This window comes from Streptomyces sp. NPDC054849 (genome assembly GCF_053610945.1).
This window is the reverse complement of the sequence record NZ_JBSGZI010000120.1, coordinates 1-22,589: the sequence shown is the minus strand read 5'-3', so window position 1 is coordinate 22,589 and position 22,589 is coordinate 1. Positions and strand designations below refer to the sequence as shown.

Below are 22,589 nucleotides of genomic sequence, written 5' to 3'. Positions count from 1 at the left end.
GGCCCGGTGCGCACCTCGTGCGCCCGGGCCCGCGGGTGCGTTCGCGTGCGACTGCATCCGGCCGCGTTCGAACGCACCCAGCTTTACCCAAAGCCATTCCATCGGGTGATCGTCACCCCGTCTGCCTGACGCCCGGGCGTGCCCCAACTAGGGTGCGGCGCAAGCATTCCGGCACTTGGCCCACCGGCATTGCGATGTCAGTGGCGGGTGTCACAGTGGGGGAGTGAGCAACGTCGCCGCAGGGCAGAGGGGGTGAGGTCCGGCCGTGTCCGGAACCGTTTCGATCACGGAAGCGGGCGTGCCGTCCGCACGTTCCCGCGCTCTGGCCGTGCTGCGCGTCCGCAGCAGGGCCCTGGCCGTCGGGCTGCTGCCCGCCGCGCTCGCAGTGGTGCTGGTGGCCGCCCGGATGACGGGCCGGCTGGCCGGTGACCCCTGGCCGACGGTGACCCTCGCCGTGTGCGCGGTCGCCGCACTGGTGCTGCTCGTCGGCGGGGCCTTCGCCGCGGTGGTGCTGCGGTCGAGCCCGGCCGTGACGCCGACCGTGCCGCTGTCGGAGGCCGCCGCGCCCGATCTCTACCGGCTGGTGCGCGATCTGGCCGACCGGATGGACGTGCCGCCGCCCTCCGCGATAGCGCTGACGCCGGACTGCGACAGCTGGCTGGAGGACCGCACCCACGCGGCCCACCGCCGCACCGGCATATCCGCCGGTCCGGAGTCCGAGCCGGGTGCGGCCCCCGTGCTGGTGATCGGCTCGCCGTTCCTGTGGTGGATGCGGGTCGCGGAGCTGCGGGCGGTCCTCGCCCCCGTCGTCGCCGGTACGGGACCTTCCGCGCACCCGGACATAGCCGACGCGCGCGGTTTCGTGCGCGGCCTGGACGCGGCCGTGGACGTGGGCAGCCGGCGCGGTCTCGGCTGGATCGCCCCGCCGGCCCGGCTGCTGCTGCGGCTGTGCCGCACGGACGCCGCCGAGATGGAGCGCGGGGTGGCCGCGGCCGCCTCCGAGCGTGCACAGGGTGTGGACTACGGGCTGCGCATCGTCGCCCAGGAGCAGGTCGGCCTCGCCTACGCGGGATGGGACCGGCTGCTGACCCGGGTCGCGCTGCCCGCCTGGCGGATGGGCCGCTGGCCGGCGCACCTCGACGCCGGAGTGGTCTCCGCGCTGACCGAACTGTCCCGGCGGGACCGGCTGGCCGAGGGGTTCACCTCGCGGCTCGGCGAGCGCCCCGCCTGTGATCTTCTGGAGCAGCCCGGCGTGGTCGACGAGGCGACGTCGCTGCTGGCCGCGCGGCTCTTCCACGGCGGCCCGGCCGAGCCGGGGCCGGACTGGTCCCCGGTGGACTGGGCGGCGTATCCGGAGGAGGTCGTGGACCGCAAGTGGCGTACGGAGGCGGCCCGGCTGCACGCCGCGCTGGACGCCCTGGCCGTCCCCGCGGGGCTGCCCGCAGGGCCTTCCGGCGCATCCGGTCCGGCCGCGCCGACCGGGCCCGCCGGAGCCGGGGTCCGGCCCGGTGCGTCCGGAAGCACCGGGGCCGCGGGATCCACCACGCTCGAGGCCGACTCCCCGTCACCCACCGCGGACGGTTTCACCGGGCCCACGCTGGAGCGGGTGCTGGGCTATCTCACGGACCCCGCCGGCGACGGCGCGGCCGGGGAGGCGCTGGCCGGCCGGCTCAGCGGAGACCTGGCCCGCGAGGAGCGGGCCGCCGGTCCTGCCGCCGGGTCGGGGAAGGCGCAGGGCGCCGACGCCGTGCCGTTGTTCCCGCTCCAGCCGCCGCGCAGCGGCCGGGACCTGCTGGCCGACCACGTGACGGCGATGGTGTGCTGCGCGGCCGTGGACTCCGCCGGGGCCGAACCAGGAATGGACTGGCTCGACGGGCCGGTCCTGCTCGTCGGCGGCGACCGCCGCTCCGACCTGGCGCCGCGCGTGCTCTGCCTGGTGGAGGACGGGAATCCGGAACCCCTGCGGGACTGGCTCGCGACCCTCGGCGTCCGCCCGGAGAAGCCGGTCCGCCTGGTCTGAGGCGCCACCTGGTCTGAGGCGCCTGAAGGCGGGCCGCGGACGCGCCCCCGGAGGGCTACGACTCGCACTCACAAGCGGATCCAAATGTTCCGGTCACGTCAATTCACGACGAACGGTGACGGACTGAGTGCGATATGTGATGTGCTGGGACCGGTCGCGGCGGGATGTCCTGAACCGGGGTGTCCGAGAACCACCGTCACAGCACAGCGTGTGCCGCGCCCACCGAAGCGATGGATGCCCGTACGGGGGAGCGAGGGAGGGGAGCGGTCATGGGTGCGGACCAGATCCGGCGTTGGGAGTCAGGTGCGCTCGCGCACGCGGTGACCGACCCCTTCGGGCAGGGCCCGCTGCCCTGGTTCCGGGGCAGTGAGCTGTACTTCGACGACACGGGCCAGGTCGTGCCCTGGTACGTGGACCCTGCGGCCGCGGCCGCAGGCACCGGCCAGATCCCCCGCGCCCGCGGCGCAGGCGGCCCCCGCACCGCGGACGACGTGCACCGCCAGATCAAGGGCTTCGCCTCCACCGGCGCCGTCACCCCCGGCGAGGCCATCGACTTCCACGTCACCGTCGACCCGCCCCAGCAGTTCTCCGTCGACGTCTACCGGATCGGCCACTACGGCGGGGACGGTGCCTCCAAGATCACCACCAGCCCCCGCCTCTCCGGCATCGTCCAGCCGGCCCCCCTGGCCGCGGACCGCACGGTCTCCTGCCACCACTGGTGGCTGTCCTGGCGCCTCCAGGTGCCCTCGTACTGGAGCGTCGGCGCGTACGTCGCCGTCCTGACCACCGCCGACGGCTACCGCTCCCACATCCCGTTCACGGTCCGCGACGAGCACCCCGCCGACCTGCTGCTCCTGCTCCCGGACATCACCTGGCAGGCGTACAACCTCTACCCGGAGGACGGCCGTACCGGCGCCAGCCTCTACCACGCCTGGGACGAGCAGGGCCGGCTGCTCGGCGAGCAGGACGCGGCCGTCACCGTCTCCTTCGACCGCCCCTACGCGGGCGCGGGCCTGCCCCTGCACGTCGGCCACGCCTACGACTTCATCCGCTGGGCCGAGCGGTACGGCTACGACATCGCCTACGCCGACACACGCGACCTGCACGCCGGCCGCGTCGACCCCACCCGCTACCGCGGTCTGGTCTTCCCCGGCCACGACGAGTACTGGTCGGCACCCATGCGCCGCACCGTCGAGCGCGCCCGCGAGCACGGCACCTCGCTCGTCTTCCTCTCCGCCAACACCATGTACTGGCAGGTCGAGCTCGGCCCGTCGCCCTCCGGGGTCGACGACCGGCTCCTCACCTGCCGAAAACGCCGCGGCCCCGGCCGCCCCAGCCTCTGGCGCGAGGTCGACCGCCCGGAGCAGCAGCTGCTCGGCATCCAGTACGCGGGCCGGGTCCCCGAGCCGGCTCCCCTGATCGTGCGCAACGCCACGCACTGGCTCTGGGACGCCACCGGCGCCGGGGAGAACGACGAGCTGCCCGGCCTGGTCGCGGGCGAGGCCGACCGCTACTTCCCGCGCACCCAGCTGCCCGAGCACCAGGACCGGATCCTGCTCGCGCACTCCCCGTACCTCGACGGCGACGGCCACCGCCGCCACCAGGAGACCTCCCTCTACCGGGCGCCGAGCGGCGCCCTGGTCTTCGCCTCCGGCACCTTCGCCTGGTCCCCGGCCCTCGACCGTCCAGGCCACGTCGACGAGCGCGTGCAGCGCGCCACGGCCAATCTCCTCGACCGGATCTGCAAGCGCGCCTGACCGGCACGACCGGCTGCCATCCCCCACCCCTGTCCACAGGAGGGGCCGAAGGTGCGCGAGAATCGGTGTGCGCTCATACAGAACCACAGGGAGACCCCGTGTCCGGATTCGTCGAAAAGCCCGAGCCGGTTCAGGTTCCGGGCCTCGTCCACCTCCACACCGGCAAGGTGCGCGACCTCTACCGCGACGAGGAGGACCGCCTCGTCATGGTCGCCAGCGACCGCATCTCCGCCTTCGACTGGGTCCTGCCCACCGAGATCCCGGACAAGGGCCGCGTCCTGACCCAGCTCTCCCTGTGGTGGTTCGACCAGCTCGCGGACCTCGTCCCGAACCACGTCATCTCCACCGACCTGCCCACCGGCGCCCCCGCCGACTGGGCCGGCCGCACGCTGATCTGCCGCAACCTCGACATGATCCCGGTCGAGTGCGTGGCCCGCGGCTACCTCACCGGCTCCGGCCTCGCCGAGTACAAGAAGACCCGCACCGTCTGCGGCCTCGGCCTCCCCGAAGGGCTCGTGGACGGCTCCGAGCTGCCCGGCCCGATCTTCACCCCGGCGGCCAAGGCCGAGGTCGGCGAGCACGACGAGAACGTCTCCTACGAGGAGGTCGCGCGCACCACCGGCGCCGAGACGGCGGCGCTGCTGCGCCAGACCACCCTGGCCGTGTACGGCCGCGCCCGGGACATCGCGCGCGAGCGCGGGATCATCCTGGCCGACACCAAGTTCGAGTTCGGTTTCGACCCGAAGGACGGCACCCTCGTCGCCGCCGACGAGGTGCTGACCCCGGACTCCTCCCGCTTCTGGCCGGCCGACCAGTGGAAGCCGGGCCGCTCGCAGCCCTCGTTCGACAAGCAGTACGTCCGCGACTGGCTGGCCTCCGCGGCCTCCGGCTGGGACCCCAAGGGCGAGCTCCCGCCGCCGGCCCTCCCCCCGCAGGTCGTCGCGCAGACCCGTGCCAAGTACGTCGAGGCGTACGAGCGGCTCACCGGCCAGACCTGGTCCTGACGACGAAGAAGCCCCCGGTCGCTATGACCGGGGGCTTCTTGACTGCACAGAGCGGACAACGAGACTCGAACTCGCGACATCCACCTTGGCAAGGTGGTGCTCTACCAACTGAGCTATGTCCGCATGCGCCGTGGCGCGGGAACCACTATACCCAACCTCGCTCCCGTGCGATGCGCACTGCCGTGTGCCGGTTCTCGGCGCCCAGTTTCGTCGCCGCCGAGGACAGGTAGTTCCGTACGGTCCCCTGCGACAGCGCCGCCCGCTCCGCGATCTCCGCGACCGGCGCCCCGTCCGCCGCGAGTTCGAGCACCTCGGCCTCCCGCGCGGTCAGCGGCGAATCCCCCGCGCTGATCGCGTCGGCCGCCAACTCCGGATCCACGTAACGGCCTCCGGCGTGCACGGTCCGGATCAGCTCGGCCAGCCGCTGCGCCGACACCGTCTTCGGTGCGAAGGCCCGCACCCCCGCGGCGAGTGCCCGCTTCAGATGTCCGGGGCGGCCGTGGCTGGTCACGATCATGGTCTTGCAGTCGGGGAGTTCGGCCCGCAGCGCTGTGGCGACACTCACACCGTCCGCCCCCGGCATCTGCAGGTCCAGCACCGCCACGTCCGGCCGGTGTGCCCGCGCCATCGCCAGCGCCTCGGGTCCCGAGGCCGCCTCCGCGACGACGAGCAGGTCGTCCTCCAGCGCGAGCAGCGCCGCCAGCGCCCCGCGGATCAGGTGCTCGTCGTCGGCGAGCAGTACGCGTACGGGGCTCACGCCCCCACCTCCAGTCGTTCCAGTTCCCGGTGGGGTATCTCCGCCCGCAGCCGGAAGCGGCCACCGCCCGTCAGCCCCGCCTGCAGCGTCCCGTCCAGTGCCGCGAGCCGCTCCCGCAGCCCGGCCAGCCCCGAGCCCGGGGGCCCGGCCGGGGTGTCGGGCGCCCCGTCGTTCTCCACCACCAGCGTCACGGGACCGGTCTGCGGAGCGGTCAGCCGGATCAGGCAGCGGTGCGCGTCCCCGTGCCGCAGGACGTTCGTCGTCGCCTCGCGCACCACCCAGCCGAGCGCCGACTGGACCTCAACCGGCAGTTCGCGTCCGGCCTCGAAGTCGACCCGGCAGTCCATTCCGGCCGCGCGCAGCACCCCGCGCGCTCCCTCCAGCTCCACCGCGAGATCCGCTTCCCGGTAGCCCCGCACCACGTCCCGTACCTCCCGCTGGGATTCCTGGGCGATCCGCTGGACCTCGATCATCTGCTCCACCGCCTCCGGCCGTTCGCGCCGGGCCAGCTGGACCGCCAGTTCGCTCTTGAGCGCGATCACCGCCAGATTGCGGCCCATCACGTCGTGCAGATCGCGGCCGAACCGCAGCCGCTCCTCCGCCACCGCGAGGCGCGCCTGAACCTCCCGCGAGCGGTCCAGCTCGTGGACCGTGTTCAGCAGCCATCCGGAGAACCCCCAGGTGAAGCTGAAGAACAGGCCGCCCAGCAGCACCCCGACGCCGTAGCCGACGGCCTCCCCGGCCGGCAGGCCCAGGGCGAGCACGGCCAGCGCCGCCCCGGCCGCCGCGGCCGGGGCGACCCAGCGCATGGTGCGCACCGAGCGCAGGCACAGGACCACCGAGCCGATCGTGAACCAGCTCATCGCCGCCACCAGCGTCGGCGCCACCGAGGAGTCGGGGAGCTCGCCTGCCCTCTGCAGGACGAGGACGGCCAGTCCGGCCGCGGCCGTGGCGACGGCCGTGGCCACCGCCAGATGGACCGGGCGCTCACGCCGCCCCACGACCCAGTGCAACGCCTTGGAGGTGAGCACCCCGCACAGCACGGCGTGGACGGACACCATCAGGAAGAGCGAGACGGGCACCAGGGCCCAGAACTCCCCTTTGGCGGCGGCCAGCGGACCCAGCCCGAAGGACAGGATCTCGAGGGCCGCGAAGAAGTGGAACGACCACCTGGTGTACAGCTCGACCTTCCCCGCACTGCTGCGGTTCTTCCACCACCCCGTCAGCTTCGACATGCTCCCCGTCCCCCGACTCGCTCTAGCGGCGCGGTTCCCAGCGGAACCACCGCTGGACAGCAAACACGGTGATCACGATCCAGGCCAGCGCGCCGAGGCCGGCCCCCAGCAGGTCGTACGCCTCCGTGCCCCCGCTCCAGCCTGCGCGCACGAGGGTCATCACCCCGCTCAGCGGCAGCAGTTCGCACAGCGAGGCCGCCAGGTCCGGCAGCGAGTCGATCGGCATGAACAGTCCCGAGCCGAGTGCGGTCACGAGGAACAGCGGCAGCGTGGTGAGGCCCGCGGTCTCCACGTTGCGGGTGAAGGAGCTGGTCACCGCGGACATCCCGGCCAGCAGCACGACGCCGGCGAGGACGGCCGCCACGAGCAGCAGCGGGTTGCGCGGCATGCGCACGTCCAGGGCAACCGCCCCGGCCACCGCGAGGACGGCGATCTGGCCGAGTGCCAGAGCGGCGGCGGGCAGTGCGGTTCCGGCGAGGATCTCCAGGTCGTTCGCCTCGCCGGTGCGCAGTCGCTTGAGGACGAGCTCCTCGCGCCGGGCGACGTAGGCGGAGACCAGGTTCATGTAGACGACGAGGATCAGCACCATGCCGATCCCGCCGGTCAGGGTGGCCTCGCCGACGGCCTGCGCGCCCTCGACCCCGCTCAGCGAGGAGCGCAGGACGAACACCATCAGCACGGGCATCAGGAACGCCAGGCTGAGGGCGGCCCGGTTGCGCACCAGCAGGGTGAGCTCGGAGCGGCCGAGCGCCGCGAGCCGGCCGGGGTTAAGGGTCAGCGTGTTCATCGGGTCCCCGCCATCGTGTCCTCGGTACGGTCGCCGGCGCCCCGGCGGTTCTCTGCGATCTCCAGGAAGGCCTCCTCCAGGGAGGCGGAACGGGCGTCGAGCCCGTCCAGTTCCACGCCGGACTCCCGGGCCCAGAGCAGCAGGTCGGTCAGATCGGCCTGGAGCCGTTCGGTACGGATCTCCACGCGCTGCCCGTACGCCGCCGCATGCAGCGCCAGCGGGAGCCGGGCCGCGGGCACCCCGTCCGGCAGGGTGAAGCGGATCCGCGCCGGCCGGGTGGCGGTCACCTCGGCCGGGGTTCCGGACAGGACGAGCTCCCCCTCGTGGAGGATCGCGAGGCGGTCCGCGAGCTCCTCGGCCTCCTCCAGGTAGTGCGTGGTCAGCAGCACCGTGGTGCCCTGCGCCCGCAGTTCCCGCACCAGGGCCCAGGTGTCCCGGCGCCCTTCGGGGTCCATGCCGGTGGTCGGTTCGTCCAGGAACAGCACCTCTGGCCGGCCGAGCAGAGCCAACGCCAGGTCCAGGCGCCGCCGCTCACCACCGGACAGCTGCTTGACGCGTACGGAGGACCGCGCGGCCAGGCCGACCAGCTCCAGCACCTCCGCCGCCGGGCGGGCGCCGGTGGTGACCCCACCCCACATCCGGACGGTCTCGGTGACCGACAGGTCGGAGGGGAAGCCGCCCTCCTGGAGCATGACGCCGGTGCGCGGGCGGACCTCGGCCCGCCGCGCGTACGGGTCGAGCCCGAAGACGCGGACCCGGCCCCCGCTCGGCGCGGCCAGGCCCTCCAGCAGTTCGACGGTGGAGGTCTTGCCTGCGCCGTTGGTGCCGAGGAGGGCGAAGATCTCGCCGCGCGCCACGGAGAAGGAGACGCCTCGTACGGCCTCGAAGCCTCCGGCGTAGCCGCGGCGCAGGCCCTGGGCTTCGATCACGGTGTCAGTCATGACTCAAGCGTCGCGGCGCCCGGACCGGGTCGGCAGTGCGCGTTGTCATCGCGCACGATGACATTTCTCAGGGTGTCCGCGATCACACGGCGGAGAAACACGAAGAAGGCCCCGATCGAAATGATCGGGGCCTTCTTCACACAGAGCGGACGACGCGACTCGAACGCGCGACATCCACCTTGGCAAGGTGGTGCTCTACCAACTGAGCTACGTCCGCATGCAGTGCACTGCCGGGGCAGCGCGTGCATCACTCTACCCGATCCACCGTGGTGGTCGGAAAGCGATGCAGAGCGGGTGACAGGAATCGCACACTGCGCCTTCCCTCTGGAAGAGGGATGTTCTGCTACTGAACTACACCCGCACGACCTCGGAGGCTTTGACCTGCGGTCTGGCCCCTTGGCGTGATCCACACACTAGCCGACGGATGGGGGTGGATGGCAAATCGGTCCTCAGTGGGCCGCGTTGTAGGCCTCGTAGATCCGCTTGGGGATGCGGCCGCGCGGCGGCACCTCGTACTGGTTGGACCGGGCCCAGGCGCGGACCACCGCCGGGTCCGGGGCGACGGAGGTGTGCTTGAAGGCCTTGCCCGAGCGGGACTGGCGGCGGCCGGCTGCCACGAAGGGGGCCAGGCTCTTCCGCAGTTTCTTTGCGTTGGCCACATTGAGGTCGATCTCGTACGTCTTACCGTCCAGAGCGAACACGACCGTTTCCGCCGCTTCTCCGCCATCGATGTCGTCGGAGAGCGTGACTACTACGCGCTGCGCCACGGATATCGGTCCCTTCGTGCGACGTCGCCACCAGCTGACGTGCGGTGATGTCGCCTGTGTGGATGTTTCGGGGCAATGCAACTTTCATCCCCCTTGCGAAGTGGCAAATGCCGCTCGCGGTGGGTGATTCCTTTGTACCCCGATTCTCATTGCATTGCGAAGCCCAGTTAATTCTCTCCGCGTGTCCTGCCGCAATGCCGGGTGCGAGGTTTTCCGGCGGATTTTGCGAAGCGTTGGTGGAGCCGAAACGGCCCGGTGATCACGCCCTCTCGATATCTACCCGCGTAGAAATTTCGGCCGGGTACGCTGAGGGAACCGCCTTCGCACCAACCACCACACGGGAGTGCCCGATGGCACGCGTCGTAGTCGACGTCATGCTCAAGCCGGAGATCCTCGACCCCCAGGGCCAGGCGGTGCAGCGTGCACTGCCGCGCCTGGGCTTCGAGGGGATCGCCGACGTCCGCCAGGGGAAGCGCTTCGAACTGGAGGTGGAGGGACCGGTCGACCAGGCCGCCCTCGACCGCATCCACAAGATGGCCGAAACGTTCCTCGCCAACACCGTCATCGAAGACTTCACCGTGAAGGTCGAGGCCTGACGGTGACCACTCGCATCGGAGTCGTGACGTTCCCCGGAACCCTCGACGACCGTGACTCGCTGCGCGCCGTCCGCCTCGCGGGGGCGGAGCCGGTCTCGCTGTGGCACCGCGACAAGGACCTGCACCAGGTCGACGCGGTCGTTCTCGCGGGCGGCTTCTCCTACGGGGACTACCTGCGCGCCGGGGCCATCTCCCGCTTCTCGCCGGTGATGGAGACCATCATCGAGCAGGCCAAGGGCGGCATGCCCGTCCTGGGCATCTGCAACGGCTTCCAGGTCCTCACCGAGGCCCACCTGCTGCCGGGGGCGATGCTCCGGAACAACCACCTGCACTTCATCTGCCGCGACCAGAAGCTGCGGGTGGAGAACGCGGAGACCACGTGGACCGGCGACTACACCGCCGGCCAGGAGATCTCCGTGCCGCTCAAGAACATGGACGGCCGCTACACCGCCGACGAGCGCGTGCTCGACGAGCTGGAGGCCGAAGGCCGGGTGGCCTTCCGCTACGTCGACGTCAACCCGAACGGTTCGCTGCGCGACATCGCCGGCATCACCAACGCCGCGGGCAACGTCGTCGGCCTCATGCCCCACCCCGAGCACGCGGTCGAGCCGCTGGTCGGGACGGGCCGCACCGACGGCCTCCCGTTCTTCACGTCGGTCCTGAAGAAGCTGGTCAGCGCATGAGCCTCGACACCGTCAAGAACGCCACCGAAACCCCGGACGCCTCCCAGCCGTGGAAGGAGCTCGGCCTCAAGGAGGACGAGTACGCCCGCATCCGGGAGATCCTCGGCCGCCGCCCCACGGGCGCCGAGCTCGCCATGTACTCCGTCATGTGGTCCGAGCACTGCTCGTACAAGAGCAGCAAGGTCCACCTGAAGCAGTTCGGCGAGAAGGCCCCTCAGAACGACGCCATGCTCGTCGGCATCGGCGAGAACGCCGGCGTCGTCGACGTCGGCCAGGGGTACGCGGTCACCTTCAAGGTCGAGTCGCACAACCACCCCTCGTACATCGAGCCCTACCAGGGCGCGGCCACCGGCGTCGGCGGCATCGTCCGCGACATCCTCGCCATGGGCGCCCGCCCCGTCGCCGTCGTCGACCCGCTCCGCTTCGGCGCGGCCGACCACCCCGACACCAAGCGTGTCCTGCCGGGCGTGGTCGCGGGCATCGGCGGCTACGGCAACTGCCTCGGCCTGCCCAACATCGGCGGCGAGGTCGTCTTCGACTCCTGCTACCAGGGCAACCCGCTGGTCAACGCCGGCTGCATCGGCGTGATGAAGCACGAGGACATCCACCTCGCCAAGGCCTCCGGCCCCGGCAACAAGGTCATCCTCTACGGCGCCCGCACCGGTGGCGACGGCATCGGCGGCGTCTCGGTCCTCGCGTCCGAGACCTTCGACGACACCAAGCCCACCAAGCGCCCCGCCGTCCAGGTCGGCGACCCCTTCCAGGAGAAGCTCCTCATCGAGTGCACCCTGGAGATCTTCAAGGAGAAGCTGGTCGCCGGCATCCAGGACCTCGGCGGCGCCGGGCTCTCCTGCGCCACGAGCGAGCTGGCCTCGGCCGGTTCCGGCGGCATGCGCGTCGAGCTGGACACCGTGCCGCTGCGCGACGCGACGCTCTCGCCCGAGGAAATCCTCATGAGCGAGTCGCAGGAGCGCATGTGCGCGATCGTCGAGCCCCAGTACGTCGACCGCTTCATGGAGATCTGCGAGAAGTGGGACGTCATCGCCACCGTCATCGGTGAGGTGACCGACGGCGAGCGCCTGGAGATCTTCTGGCACGGCGAGCAGATCGTGGACGTGCCCCCGGGCACCGTCGCCCACGAGGGCCCCGTCTACAACCGCCCGTACGCCCGCCCCTCCTGGCAGGACGCGCTGCAGGCCGACGACGCGGGCAAGCTGCCCCGCCCGCAGACCTCCGAGGAGCTCCGCGCGCAGGTCCTGGCCCTGGTCTCCTCCCCGAACCAGGCGTCCAAGTCCTGGGTCACCGACCAGTACGACCGCTTCGTGCAGGGCAACACCGTGCTCGCGCAGCCCGAGGACGCGGGCATGGTCCGCATCGACGAGGAGTCGAACCTCGGCGTGGCCATGGCCACCGACGGCAACGGACGCTTCGCCAAGCTCGACCCGTACACGGGCGCGCAGCTGGCCCTGGCCGAGTCCTACCGCAACGTCGCCGCGACCGGCGCCAAGCCCCTCGCGATCTCCGACTGCCTCAACTTCGGTTCCCCCGAGGACCCGGACGTCATGTGGCAGTTCGCCGAGGCCTGCCGCGGTCTGGCGGACGGCTGCCTGGAGCTGGGCACCCCGGTGACCGGCGGCAACGTCTCCCTCTACAACCAGACGGGCGACATCGCGATCCACCCGACCCCGGTCGTGGCGGTCCTCGGCGTGATCGACGACGTCAACCGCCGTACGCCGATGGCGTTCTCGGAGGCCGGCCAGCTGCTGTACCTGCTGGGCGACACGGCCGAGGAGTTCGGCGGTTCGGCCTGGTCCCAGGTCGTCCACGATCACCTCGGCGGCATGCCGCCGAAGGTGGACCTGGGCCGCGAGAAGCTGCTCGGCGAGATCCTGATCTCCGCCTCTCGCGACGGCATGATCGACGCCGCGCACGATCTGTCCGACGGCGGCGTGATCCAGGCGCTCACCGAGTCCTGCCTGCGCGGCGGCAACGGTGCGCGGATCGTGGTTCCCGAGGGCCTGGACGCCTTCACCTTCCTGTTCTCCGAGTCCGCGGGCCGGGCCGTCGTGGCCGTCCCGCGCAGCGAGGAACTCCGCTTCACCGACATGTGCGGTGCGCGGGGCCTGCCGGTCACCCGCATCGGCGTGGTGGACGGCGAGGAGATCGAGATCCAGGGCGAGTTCACCCTCCCGCTGGCCGAGCTCCGCGAGGCCCACGAGGCGACGATCCCGGCTTTGCTGGCCTGATCCCCGCTCCCGCAGTACGCGTACGAGCCCCCGTCCGGATGCCGTCCGGGCGGGGGCTCGCCCGTGCCCGCCCGGCGAGCGGCCGTAGCGATTCCGTACCCGGAAACCGCTTCTGGCCTGCGGGGCCGCCTCCGCATACTGACCGGGTGAGCATCGTCAAGCACCTGCCAGGCGCCGCGATGCCCGAGGGCGGCGCCCCCTCTGGAGGGTGCAGGACGCCCAGCGCTGGTTCGACGCGCGCGTTCCCGCCGCCTTCGCCCCCGTCACCATCGGCTGGCTCCTCCTGCCGCTGGTCCTCCTGGCGATCGTCCTGATCGGCTGGAACGAGCCCGAGCCCGAGGCCGAGCCGCACGGCACCGAATGGGCCGGCTACGCCCAGGCGGTCCTCCTGCCGGCCCTCCCGGGCTGGTACCGCTTGCTGCCGGCCGCCACCCTCGTGTCCACCCCGCTCATCGCCGCCGCGAGAGGTAGAGCGCCCGCGCCGCCGACCGGTCGAGCGGCTCCGGAAGTTCCGGCTGTGGCTCCTCCGGCAGCTGCGGCGGCAGTTGTGGCAGCAGCTGCGGCGGCGGCTGCGGGGGCGGCGACTGATCGGGCAGACTCGGCGCATGGCACCCAAGACCCGCAGGTACGACGCCGCCAAGATCAAGGCGGCCGTGACCGCGCAGTTCGGCCATGTCGCCGACGCCGTCGCGGAGCTGACGCCCGAGCAGCTGGCGCGGCCCAGCGGACTCGGAGACTGGTCCGTCGCCGACCTCGCCGCGCACATCGCGTGGATCGCGGACTCGCTGGCCGCCGGCCTTGCGCGGCCGCCCGCCGTCGTCGCCGAGCTCTCGGCCGTGGAGTGGCCCTTCGCCACCGCGTCCCTCGCAGGGAAGATCTCCGAGGCGGCCAAGGAGACCCTCACCGGGGCCCCGCTGCCCGAGCTGTTCGACCGGGCGGCCACGCGCATGGCCGAGGCGCTCGCGGCGAACCCGGGAGACCGCGTGCTGCACCTGTGGATCGGGGACATGACCCTGGCCGACTTCATGGTCACCCGCACCGTGGAACTGGTGGTGCACACCGACGATCTGAACCGGGCCGCCGGACTCGACGTCCCCATCGAACGCCAGGCCCTGGCCGCCTGCACCCGGCTGCTCGCCGACGCCCTCGCGTTCAAGGCGCCGGGCGGTTCGGTCGAGGTACGGGTCCCGCCCTTCGCAGTGGTGCAGTGCGTCGAGGGCCCGCGCCACACCCGCGGTACCCCGCCGAACGTGGTGGAGACCGACCCGCTGACCTGGATCCGGCTCGCGACCGGCCGTACGGCATGGGCCGAGGCACTCGACGGGGCGCGGGTCGGCGCCAGCGGTGAGCGGGCCGACCTGTCGGCGCTGCTCCCGCTGATGAGCTGAGCTGGGGGCGCAGCCGTGGCGGAACCGACCGGGCGTCCTCCTCGTCCCAGGAGCATGCGTACCCTCCGGCACGTCCACATCCCCGCGGGGCCGGCCCTCGTCCTCGCGCTCACGCTCGCGCTGGCCGGCTGCGGCCGGACCGAGGCGAGCGGGTCCGAGTCGCTTCCCGACCCCGAGGGCCGCTGGGCCGTCGAGTCTCTGACCACGGGTGGCCGCACCCTGCACGCACCCGAGGCCGCCCGCCTCGACATCGGCCCGGACCAGATCAAGGGCCACTACGGCTGCAACGGTTTCACGGCGGCCGTCTCCTTCGCCGGGCCCGGCGCGATGACCGTGACCCCGGGCGAGACGACGACCATGGCCTGCGAGGACATGGAATTCGAGACGGCCTTCGCCAAGCTGTTCACCGGGCGTCTGACGATCGACCGGGGGCCCGACCGGCTCACGCTGAAGACCGCAGACGGGAGCACCCTCGCCATGACATCGGCGCCCCCGAACCCCGACGCCCCGCTCACCACGGTCGAGTGGACCGTACGGTCCCTGATCAGCGGCCAGTCCGTGTCCTCCCTGCCCGCCGACGCCACCGGCAGGGCCCGGTTCACCATCGCCGCCGACATGTCCGTGAACGGGACCCTCGGCTGCAACCGGTTCAGCTCCCGGGTCACCGGCGACGGCGCCACGCTCACGTTCGCTCCGCTCACCACCACGCGGATGGCGTGCGAGGGGGCGGCGGGCGAGGTCGAGCGGAAGCTGACCGAGCTGTTCGGGAGCGGCCCCCTCCTCATGAGGATCGACGGCCGCATCCTGACCCTCACGGCTGCGGACGGCGACGGCCTGATCGCCGAGGCGCCGTCCGTCGTCGAATAGCACCGGTGCGGTGCGGTGCGGTGCGGTGGGCGGAACGGGCGGTCTGAAACTCCCGCTCCCGGGGGACCGTCTGGCAGGCCGGGACACCTTGTCCTCGTACGAAGGCACAGGTACTCCACGGCACCGTCCGTTCGCCGGTCCCGGGCGGACGCCGGTCGGCGCGCGGCAACGGCGGATCAGTGCGGGACGGAGCGGAAAAGCGAAAAGGAGAGGCAGAGTTGTGGCTGCGCGGAACAGCGGCAGAGAGAGCTCGCGACACGGACCGAGTGCACGGGTCGGCGCTCGACGAGGGTGACGGTACGGTCACCGAGAGCCTGCAGGGACCGAGACCCTGTACGAATGCGTTCGTGCATGTCAACAAAGTGATCCGCATCCGAGACGGAGGCGTCCGGTCACCCTCTGTGCTGTGACATTTCCCGGCCGTCCCCAATTCGGACCAGTGGTCGATCTCGCCTACACTCGGAAGCGTGCCTCGTGGTGATGGACGACTCAACCACGACCTGCTCCCCGGCGAAAAGGGCCCCCAGGACGCTTGCGGCGTCTTCGGTGTCTGGGCTCCGGGTGAAGAGGTCGCCAAGCTCACCTACTTCGGACTGTATGCGCTGCAGCACCGTGGACAAGAGTCCGCGGGAATCGCTGTGAGCAACGGTTCCCAGATCCTCGTCTTCAAGGACATGGGCCTCGTTTCCCAGGTCTTCGACGAAACCTCTCTCGGCTCGCTCCAAGGTCATATCGCGGTCGGTCACGCCCGCTATTCGACCACCGGGGCCTCCGTCTGGGAGAACGCGCAGCCCACTTTCCGCGCGACCGCCCACGGCTCGATCGCCCTGGGTCACAACGGCAACCTGGTGAACACCGCCGAGCTCGCCGAGATGGTCGCCGACCTCCCCCGTCAGGACGGCCGTGCCACCCAGGTGGCCGCCACCAACGACACCGACCTGGTCACCGCCCTGCTCGCAGGGCAGACCGACGAGGACGGCAAGCCCCTGACGATCGAGGAGTCGGCCACCAAGGTCCTCCCGAAGGTCAAGGGCGCCTTCTCGCTCGTCTTCATGGACGAGGGAACTCTCTACACCGCCCGTGACCCGCAGGGCATCCGCCCGCTGGTCCTCGGCCGCCTGGAGCGCGGCTGGGTGGTCGCGAGTGAGACCGCCGCCCTCGACATCTGCGGCGCCAGCTTCGTCCGCGAGGTCGAGCCGGGCGAGCTCATCGCGATCGACGAGAACGGCCTGCGCACGTCCCGGTTCGCGGAAGCGAAGCCCAAGGGCTGTGTCTTCGAGTACGTCTATCTGGCGCGCCCGGACACCGACATCGCCGGCCGGAACGTCTACCTCTCGCGTGTCGAGATGGGCCGGCGCCTGGCCAAGGAAGCCCCGGTCGACGCCGACCTGGTGATAGCGACGCCGGAGTCCGGCACGCCCGCCGCCGTCGGATACGCCGAGGCCAGCGGGATTCCGTACGGTTCCGGCCTGGTCAAGAACGCCTACGTCGGCCGGACCTTCATCCAGCCCTCGCAGACGATCCGCCAGCTCGGCATCCGGCTGAAGCTCAACCCCCTCAAGGAAGTCATCCGCGGCAAGCGCCTGGTGGTCGTCGACGACTCGATCGTCCGCGGCAACACCCAGCGCGCCCTGGTCAAGATGCTTCGCGAGGCCGGCGCGGCGGAGGTCCACATCCGGATCTCCTCGCCGCCGGTGAAGTGGCCGTGCTTCTTCGGCATCGACTTCGCCACCCGGGCCGAGCTGATCGCCAACGGCATGTCGGTCGACGAGATCGCCACGTCGCTGGGCGCCGACTCGCTCTCGTACATCTCGCTCGACGCGATGATCGAGGCGACCACCATCCAGAAGCCCAACCTCTGCCGTGCCTGCTTCGACGGCGAGTACCCGATGGATCTGCCCGACCCGCAGCTCCTGGGCAAGCAGCTTCTGGAAAACGAGCTCGCGGGCGGCACGGACGCCGCCGACGCGCTCCGTCGGCCGTAGGCGATTTCCCGGTCCGGCCTGCTCAACCTGCGCTGGGCCCTCTCTTTGAGGCTTCTCCGGGGGCCCAGCACCACACGCAGTAACGACACGAAAGCTCTCTCCTGTCATGACAGAGAAGACCACCGGTGCCAGCTACGCAGCCGCAGGCGTGGACATCGAAGCGGGCGACCGCGCCGTCGAGCTGATGAAGGAGTGGGTGAAGAAGACGCAGCGTCCCGAGGTCCTCGGTGGCCTCGGCGGCTTCGCCGGCCTCTTCGACGCCTCCGCCCTCAAGCGCTACGAGCGTCCGCTGCTCGCCTCGGCCACCGACGGCGTCGGCACCAAGGTGGACATCGCCCGCCAGCTCGGCGTGTACGACACGATCGGCCACGACCTGGTCGCGATGGTCATGGACGACATCGTCGTCTGCGGCGCCGAGCCGCTCTTCATGACCGACTACATCTGCGTCGGCAAGGTGCACCCCGAGCGCGTCGCCGCCATCGTCAAGGGCATCGCCGAGGGCTGCGTCCTCGCCGGCTGCGCCCTGGTGGGCGGCGAGACCGCCGAACACCCCGGCCTGCTGGGCCCGGACGACTTCGACGTGGCGGGCGCGGGCACGGGTGTCGTCGAGTACGACCGGCTCCTGGGCGCGGATCGGATCCGTACGGGTGACGCCGTCATCGCGATGGCATCGTCCGGTCTTCACTCGAACGGGTACTCGCTGGTCCGGCACGTCCTCTTCGACCGGGCCGGGATGTCCCTGGACCGGCATGTCGAGGACCTCGGCCGCACCCTTGGCGAGGAGCTGCTGGAGCCCACCAAGATCTACTCGCTGGACTGCATGGCGCTCACCCGTACGGCCGAGGTGCACGCGTACTCGCACATCACCGGCGGCGGCCTCGCCGCGAACCTGGCCCGTGTCATCCCGGATCACCTGCACGCCACGGTGGACCGGACGACCTGGGCCCCCGGCGCGATCTTCGACCTGGTCGGCAAGGCCGGCCAGGTGGAGCAGCTGGAGCTGGAGAAGACCCTGAACATGGGCGTCGGCATGATGGCCGTCGTACCGGGCGAGTCGGTGGACGTGGCGCTGACCGCGCTGGCCGACCGGGGTGTCGACGCGTGGGTCGCGGGAGAGATCCTGGAGCGCGGCGACCGTACCGAGGGCGCGACCCTGACCGGTTCCTACGCGAGCTGAGCAGCACTGAAACCCGGTCCGGGGCCATGCCCTGGACCGGGTTTCAGTGTTCTGTCTCTCGTGCAGACGCCCTAGGAGCGTCAAGCGCCCCGACGCTGTGCCGACGGACCGGACTCTTCGTCCTCGTCGTCGTCATCGCTGTTGTACAGCTCCGCGTACTTGGCGTACGGGTCGTCGTCGTCATCCAGATCGTCATCGACTTCGACCGGCTCGCTGACAGGCAGCAGCGGATCCGTCGGCGATGCGCCCAGCTCATTGGCCAGACGCGAGAGGTCAGTCCCGCCGCTGTTGTACTTCAGCTGGCGGGCGACCTTTGTCTGCTTGGCCTTGGCCCGGCCGCGCCCCATGGCTCGACCCCCTCGGTGACGGGGCTCGACGGCCCCAGAGTCTGACACGCGTTCATGGTTCGGAGCGGGCTCTCCGTGGAGAGACCGTCCGTAGGGGTTTAACGGTACCTGCTTCCGCGGCCATACGGTACGCCGCCCGCATGACGCGCCCCGGTGCAGAACCAACGAGGCGCCCCGTCCTCGCTGGTCAGCTGCGATTTTAACCCTTTCCTGGCGGGCGACCCGCCGAAGCGCAGTGAGTTCCGTCTCGCCGCACCCCGGCGGGGCGCACCAGGGGGCCCCGGAGGTGCTTAGACCGCGCGCGCGGCGCGGGCGTCCGCCATCCGCTGCTCGGCGATCCGGTCGGCCGCGGCGGCCGGCGGGATCCCGTCCGACTTCGCGCGGGCAAAGATTTCGATGGTGGTATCGAAGATCTTCGTGGCCTTGGCCTTGCAGCGGTCGAAGTCGAAGCCGTGCAGCTCGTCGGCGACCTGGATGACACCGCCGGCGTTGACCACGTAGTCGGGCGCGTACAGGATGCCGCGGTCCGCGAGGTCCTTCTCGATGCCGGGGTGGGCGAGCTGGTTGTTCGCCGCACCGCAGACGATCTTGGCGGTGACGGCGGGCACGCTGTCGTCGTTCAGCGCGCCGCCGAGCGCGCAGGGGGCGTAGATGTCCAGGCCCTCGGTGCGGATCAGCGCGTCCGTGTCGACGACCGCGGTGACCTTGCCCGGGTGCTTGTCCAGGATCCGGCGGACGGACTCTTCCCGTACGTCCGTGATCACGACCTCGGCGCCGTCCTGCAGCAGGTGCTCGACCAGGTAGTGGCCGACCTTGCCGACACCGGCCACGCCGACCTTGCGGCCGCGCAGGGTCGGGTCGCCCCACACGTGCTGGGCGCTGGCGCGCATGCCCTGGAAGACGCCGAAGGCGGTGAGGACCGAGGAGTCGCCCGCGCCGCCGTTCTCGGGGGAGCGGCCGGTTGCCCAGCGGGTCTCGCGGGCCACGACGTCCATGTCGGCGACGTAGGTGCCGACGTCGCAGGCGGTCACGTAGCGGCCGCCGAGGGACTCCACGAACCGGCCGTAGGCCAGAAGGAGTTCCTCGCTCTTGATGACGTCCGGGTCGCCGATGATCACGGCCTTGCCGCCGCCGAGGTCGAGACCGGCGAGGGCGTTCTTGTACGACATGCCGCGCGAGAGGTTCAGGGCGTCGAGGATGGCCTCCTCGTCCGAGGCGTACGCGTGGAAGCGCGTACCACCGAGGGCGGGGCCCAGGGCGGTGGAGTGGATCGCGATGACGGCCTTCAGGCCGGAGGCTCGGTCCTGGCACAGCACGACTTGCTCGTGGCCGCCCTGCTCCGTACGGAACAGGGTGTGCAGGACGCCGTCGGTCATTTCGGTCACGGTGGTGACTCCCATGGAAGAGATGCGGCGGAAATACGCCCGCCCTGCGGGTGGGGGAGGGCGTGCTGGGAGCAGCGTAAGACCTGTGGACCGTTCATAGGCGACCTGTCCGGGGATCGAAACACACCCGGAGTACGGGAGCCCCGCCCGGCCGGAAGGTGCGGGCGCCCCGGAGGTGAACCCAGCCCTCGAAAAGGGGAGTACGAGAACGTGAGCGAATCCACCGATCCCCTGCTTCCCTCCGCCCGCTCGGCGCCGGCCGTCCCCTATGCCTCCTATCTGCGCGTCTACGAGCCCCTCGCCGCCTTCGCGGAGCCGGAGCGCGCGCACTGGGCCGCCTACGCCCGGCGCGGGGTGACCCCGACCGCCCAGGACGAACTGCGCCGGTCACTGGCGGACTTGGTACGGGTCCCCGTGGTGGGGGTGCCGGAGCACGAGAGCGCCGACGCGTTCACGGCGGAGGTCGACGGGGTGCTGCTGGTCTGCCCGTGGCGCACCCGGCTCCGCGGCTGGCTGGCGCTCCAGGAGCTGGTCGAGCAGTTCCCGCGCCCGGTGCTGGACGCGGCGCTCCCGCCGGTGATGCGCCGGCGGGCGGCCGAGGACTACGAGCGCTGGCGCGAGCGGAACCCGGACGCCCGCCCGTGGATCCGTACGGGTGTGTGGCAGATCCCGCTGCGCTGGTTCGTCCTGGTGGCCGACGAGGAGCGGGACTACCTGCCGGGCGAGCGGCTTCGCTACCGGACCCCGATGGTCCAGGCTCGGCGCCGGCTCGCCCGCGCCCTGCGGACCCTGCGGGCTGCGGAGGGGTACGGGATGCTGGCCGAGGGGCTCGTGGAGGTCGGGAGCTGGCTGGAGGAGTTCCACCCGCGGTCGATGGTCGAGCTGGACTACGGCGGGCTGCTGCACGCGCTGCCCGCGGACGGGCTGGCGGCCGACCGGTCGGCCCGGGACCTGGCGTCCGGGATCGCGGCCCTGCGGGCCGGGGACGCCGAGGGGGCGACGGAGGTCTACGGGGAGCTGGCCGAGCGGTGGCGCGCGGTCCGGGAGCGGCTTTTCGCGAATTAGTCCTGAAGTCGCCGGTGTGGCTGTTTCCGGTCCCGAGGAGCCCGTACGTACCCTCCCGTATCGGTCGATCGTCCAATACTGGCTGATCAGAGGCCTGATCATGTCATTTAGGACGGAGTTCCAGGACCTACGTCCCGATACGGGCCATTGGCCCAAGCGTGACGGACCGCACTAACTACACCCTTGCGCCCTTCCCCTACCCTCGTGCCAAAATAGGACAAGGAGTCCGGGGAGGGTTCCTTCCGTCCAAGTAAGGGCGGAATGCTCGGCATTGCGCTCTACGGGGGGTCTGACGACTCCTGATCGCTCTGTGACTGATCGTCACAGTGGGGTGACTGTCCGTTATGGGACGGTCCATCGGCTTCCGCCGCTGATGAACACCTCGGAGGGCAATTCCGTCGGTTTGGCCGTCGAGGCTGGACGGATGGTGTAGTTGTAGTGCCGAGGACAAGCCGTTCGTCCTATAACCGACTCGGCCCGCGTATGTCCATTTCGGGCAACGCGGGCCAAGGTGCAGAATTTAGAGGAAAGAACCGAGATGGTTCGGTTCTCCCGAGGAGGCCGCTCATGACCGCTCGCACCCCTGATGCCGAGCCGCTGCTGACCCCGGCTGAGGTTGCCACGATGTTCCGCGTGGACCCGAAGACGGTCACCCGCTGGGCCAAGGCTGGCAAGCTCACGTCCATCCGCACCCTGGGTGGACACCGCCGGTACCGCGAGGCCGAGGTTCGCGCACTGCTCGCGGGAATTCCGCAGCAGCGCAGCGAGGCCTGAGGTCGCGTAAACACCCCGCTTTAACGGGCTTATATCGGGTCCCCCAATCCGATGAAACCCACATGGCTTCATACGACTGGACCTGCCCCAACAGGTTCGTGGTCGTCCGATCGCGCTGGACTCCGCCGGGTCCAGCGCGATCTTTTTTATGCCCAGGTCAGGGCGATATCGAGCGTGTGTCGGCGTGCCGGCGGAGTGGGTGCCATTGCACATATTAAATCGAGCGGGCGTAGGGATGCGATAAAAGTACGAGTCCCAAAAACTCGTACGGTGACTCCCGTCACAGACGATCACACTTGTATATCCGGTAATGCACCCCGTAAAGGGGATGTCCGTCATCGGGCGCATCATGCGAACGGGGGATTCCGGGCGGCGGCCGGTCCGGGAGCTGCCCCGGACCGGTCTCGCGGCCCCACGCGGTCCCGATGCGGCCCATACGAGGACCGCGGCGTCACCCGGATGGCCCCGCCGGATGCGCTGCAGGGTGGGCCAGCGGGGTTGCAGGGGTGGTGCGAAGGGGTGGCGGGCGCTTCGGAGGCCCCCGCAGGGGCCACGGTCGGCTCATGGGCCCCAGGCTGCTCTCCAGGGCCTTCCGGCCCCCTCGTCGCGCCCCGACTTCCCTGAGCCGACCGGGTCTCCAGGTTTCCGGGGTCCCGGGGTCCCGGGTTTCATGGGGCGGTGCCCACCAACGCGTCAGGGCCCGCATCCTGAGGATGGGGGCCCTGTCGGTTCTGCGTACCAGACGGGCCTTGAAACCGCGACCTCCACCATGACAGGGTGGCGAGCTAACCAACTGCTCCACAGGTCC

At 70.9% G+C, this 22,589-nt stretch carries 19 protein-coding genes and 4 tRNA genes; 12 read left to right on the top strand and 11 right to left on the bottom strand.

Features of this window, described 5'->3' with window-relative positions:
- Positions 1-265 precede the first annotated feature (265 nt).
- The 3 genes from ACWGIF_RS33630 to ACWGIF_RS33620 all read left to right on the top strand — a co-directional run bounded on the left by ACWGIF_RS33630 (position 266) and on the right by ACWGIF_RS33620 (position 4,781).
- Positions 266-2,020 (top strand): hypothetical protein, encoded by a 1,755-nt coding sequence (locus ACWGIF_RS33630; protein ID WP_453503187.1) that lies wholly within the window; start codon positions 266-268, stop codon positions 2,018-2,020.
- Between the two features lie 269 nt (positions 2,021-2,289).
- On the top strand, positions 2,290-3,777 hold the full coding sequence (locus ACWGIF_RS33625) for a N,N-dimethylformamidase beta subunit family domain-containing protein (RefSeq protein ID WP_453503186.1): 1,488 nt from the start codon (positions 2,290-2,292) through the stop codon (positions 3,775-3,777).
- A 98-nt stretch (positions 3,778-3,875) separates the two neighbouring features.
- The gene (locus tag ACWGIF_RS33620) at positions 3,876-4,781 is read left to right on the top strand and encodes a phosphoribosylaminoimidazolesuccinocarboxamide synthase (RefSeq protein WP_453503185.1); all 906 of its coding nucleotides are present in this window, start codon (positions 3,876-3,878) and stop codon (positions 4,779-4,781) included.
- A gap of 50 nt (positions 4,782-4,831) precedes the next feature.
- On the opposite strand, the gene ACWGIF_RS33615 is transcribed toward ACWGIF_RS33620, so the two are convergent.
- The 8 genes from ACWGIF_RS33615 to ACWGIF_RS33580 form a co-directional block, all read right to left on the bottom strand.
- A tRNA-Gly gene (locus ACWGIF_RS33615) sits at positions 4,832-4,904 on the bottom strand.
- A gap of 22 nt (positions 4,905-4,926) precedes the next feature.
- A complete protein-coding gene (locus ACWGIF_RS33610) occupies positions 4,927-5,538 on the bottom strand; it encodes a response regulator transcription factor (RefSeq protein WP_453503183.1) in 612 nt (203 codons plus the stop codon).
- The gene (locus ACWGIF_RS33605) at positions 5,535-6,773 is read right to left on the bottom strand and encodes a sensor histidine kinase (protein WP_453503182.1); all 1,239 of its coding nucleotides are present in this window, start codon (positions 6,771-6,773) and stop codon (positions 5,535-5,537) included. Before ACWGIF_RS33605 ends, ACWGIF_RS33610 begins: the two co-directional genes overlap by 4 nt.
- Before the next feature lie 22 nt (positions 6,774-6,795).
- A complete protein-coding gene (locus ACWGIF_RS33600) occupies positions 6,796-7,560 on the bottom strand; it encodes an ABC transporter permease (protein WP_453503181.1) in 765 nt (254 codons plus the stop codon).
- On the bottom strand, positions 7,557-8,501 hold the full coding sequence (locus ACWGIF_RS33595) for an ABC transporter ATP-binding protein (RefSeq protein ID WP_453503179.1): 945 nt from the start codon (positions 8,499-8,501) through the stop codon (positions 7,557-7,559). The genes ACWGIF_RS33600 and ACWGIF_RS33595 overlap by 4 nt, the downstream gene beginning before the upstream one ends.
- 144 nt (positions 8,502-8,645) lie before the next feature.
- Positions 8,646-8,718 (bottom strand) — tRNA-Gly (locus ACWGIF_RS33590).
- A gap of 72 nt (positions 8,719-8,790) precedes the next feature.
- Positions 8,791-8,862 (bottom strand) — tRNA-Gly (locus ACWGIF_RS33585).
- 88 nt (positions 8,863-8,950) lie between these two features.
- Positions 8,951-9,268, bottom strand: a complete 318-nt coding sequence (locus ACWGIF_RS33580; protein ID WP_453503177.1) for a histone-like nucleoid-structuring protein Lsr2 — start codon at positions 9,266-9,268, stop codon at positions 8,951-8,953.
- A 350-nt stretch (positions 9,269-9,618) separates the two neighbouring features.
- Here ACWGIF_RS33580 and purS point away from each other — a divergent pair, with 350 nt between their 5' ends.
- The 7 genes from purS (at position 9,619) to purM (ending at position 18,210) form a co-directional block, all read left to right on the top strand.
- Positions 9,619-9,864, top strand: a complete 246-nt coding sequence (gene purS, locus ACWGIF_RS33575) for a phosphoribosylformylglycinamidine synthase subunit PurS (protein WP_030009438.1) — start codon at positions 9,619-9,621, stop codon at positions 9,862-9,864.
- A gap of 2 nt (positions 9,865-9,866) precedes the next feature.
- On the top strand, positions 9,867-10,547 hold the full coding sequence (gene purQ, locus ACWGIF_RS33570; protein WP_453503176.1) for a phosphoribosylformylglycinamidine synthase subunit PurQ: 681 nt from the start codon (positions 9,867-9,869) through the stop codon (positions 10,545-10,547).
- A complete protein-coding gene (gene purL, locus ACWGIF_RS33565; protein WP_453503174.1) occupies positions 10,544-12,793 on the top strand; it encodes a phosphoribosylformylglycinamidine synthase subunit PurL in 2,250 nt (749 codons plus the stop codon). The genes purQ and purL overlap by 4 nt, the downstream gene beginning before the upstream one ends.
- 605 nt (positions 12,794-13,398) lie before the next feature.
- The gene (locus tag ACWGIF_RS33560; RefSeq protein WP_453503172.1) at positions 13,399-14,181 is read left to right on the top strand and encodes a sterol carrier family protein; all 783 of its coding nucleotides are present in this window, start codon (positions 13,399-13,401) and stop codon (positions 14,179-14,181) included.
- 54 nt (positions 14,182-14,235) lie between these two features.
- Entirely contained in the window at positions 14,236-15,048 is an 813-nt protein-coding gene (locus ACWGIF_RS33555; protein ID WP_453503171.1) for an META domain-containing protein, read from the top strand.
- 467 nt (positions 15,049-15,515) lie between these two features.
- Entirely contained in the window at positions 15,516-17,033 is a 1,518-nt protein-coding gene (purF, locus tag ACWGIF_RS33550; protein ID WP_362237484.1) for an amidophosphoribosyltransferase, read from the top strand.
- Between the two features lie 106 nt (positions 17,034-17,139).
- Positions 17,140-18,210 (top strand): phosphoribosylformylglycinamidine cyclo-ligase, encoded by a 1,071-nt coding sequence (purM, locus tag ACWGIF_RS33545; protein ID WP_453503169.1) that lies wholly within the window; start codon positions 17,140-17,142, stop codon positions 18,208-18,210.
- Between the two features lie 80 nt (positions 18,211-18,290).
- Here the strand turns inward: purM and ACWGIF_RS33540 are convergent, their stop codons facing one another.
- Complete coding sequence (locus ACWGIF_RS33540) at positions 18,291-18,557, bottom strand: DUF3073 domain-containing protein (RefSeq protein WP_048476883.1); 267 nt, start codon at positions 18,555-18,557, stop codon at positions 18,291-18,293.
- 290 nt (positions 18,558-18,847) lie between these two features.
- A complete protein-coding gene (locus tag ACWGIF_RS33535) occupies positions 18,848-19,942 on the bottom strand; it encodes a Leu/Phe/Val dehydrogenase (RefSeq protein WP_453503167.1) in 1,095 nt (364 codons plus the stop codon).
- Positions 19,943-20,152: 210 nt separating this feature from the next.
- On the opposite strand from ACWGIF_RS33535, the gene ACWGIF_RS33530 reads away from it, so the two are divergent.
- Positions 20,153-21,007 carry a hypothetical protein gene (locus ACWGIF_RS33530; protein WP_453503166.1) on the top strand — a complete coding sequence of 285 codons (855 nt, stop codon included), beginning with the start codon at positions 20,153-20,155 and terminating at the stop codon, positions 21,005-21,007.
- A 567-nt stretch (positions 21,008-21,574) separates the two neighbouring features.
- Positions 21,575-21,781 (top strand): developmental transcriptional regulator BldC, encoded by a 207-nt coding sequence (gene bldC / locus ACWGIF_RS33525; RefSeq protein ID WP_003949541.1) that lies wholly within the window; start codon positions 21,575-21,577, stop codon positions 21,779-21,781.
- 734 nt (positions 21,782-22,515) lie between these two features.
- On the opposite strand, the gene ACWGIF_RS33520 is transcribed toward bldC, so the two are convergent.
- Positions 22,516-22,589, bottom strand: a tRNA-Asp gene (locus tag ACWGIF_RS33520).

Excerpts from the sequence above, each read along its gene's own strand:
- bldC (WP_003949541.1), top strand. The coding sequence starts at position 21,575 with ATGACCGCTCGCACCCCTGATGCCGAGCCGCTGCTGACCCCGGCTGAG.
- purS (WP_030009438.1), top strand. The coding sequence starts at position 9,619 with ATGGCACGCGTCGTAGTCGACGTCATGCTCAAGCCGGAGATCCTCGAC.
- ACWGIF_RS33555 (WP_453503171.1), top strand. The coding sequence starts at position 14,236 with ATGCGTACCCTCCGGCACGTCCACATCCCCGCGGGGCCGGCCCTCGTC.
- ACWGIF_RS33560 (WP_453503172.1), top strand. The coding sequence starts at position 13,399 with ATGGCACCCAAGACCCGCAGGTACGACGCCGCCAAGATCAAGGCGGCC.
- purL (WP_453503174.1), top strand. The coding sequence starts at position 10,544 with ATGAGCCTCGACACCGTCAAGAACGCCACCGAAACCCCGGACGCCTCC.
- ACWGIF_RS33605 (WP_453503182.1), bottom strand. The coding sequence starts at position 6,773 with ATGTCGAAGCTGACGGGGTGGTGGAAGAACCGCAGCAGTGCGGGGAAG.
- ACWGIF_RS33595 (WP_453503179.1), bottom strand. The coding sequence starts at position 8,501 with ATGACTGACACCGTGATCGAAGCCCAGGGCCTGCGCCGCGGCTACGCC.
- ACWGIF_RS33600 (WP_453503181.1), bottom strand. The coding sequence starts at position 7,560 with ATGAACACGCTGACCCTTAACCCCGGCCGGCTCGCGGCGCTCGGCCGC.
- purM (WP_453503169.1), top strand. The coding sequence starts at position 17,140 with ATGACAGAGAAGACCACCGGTGCCAGCTACGCAGCCGCAGGCGTGGAC.
- ACWGIF_RS33625 (WP_453503186.1), top strand. The coding sequence starts at position 2,290 with ATGGGTGCGGACCAGATCCGGCGTTGGGAGTCAGGTGCGCTCGCGCAC.
- ACWGIF_RS33540 (WP_048476883.1), bottom strand. The coding sequence starts at position 18,557 with ATGGGGCGCGGCCGGGCCAAGGCCAAGCAGACAAAGGTCGCCCGCCAG.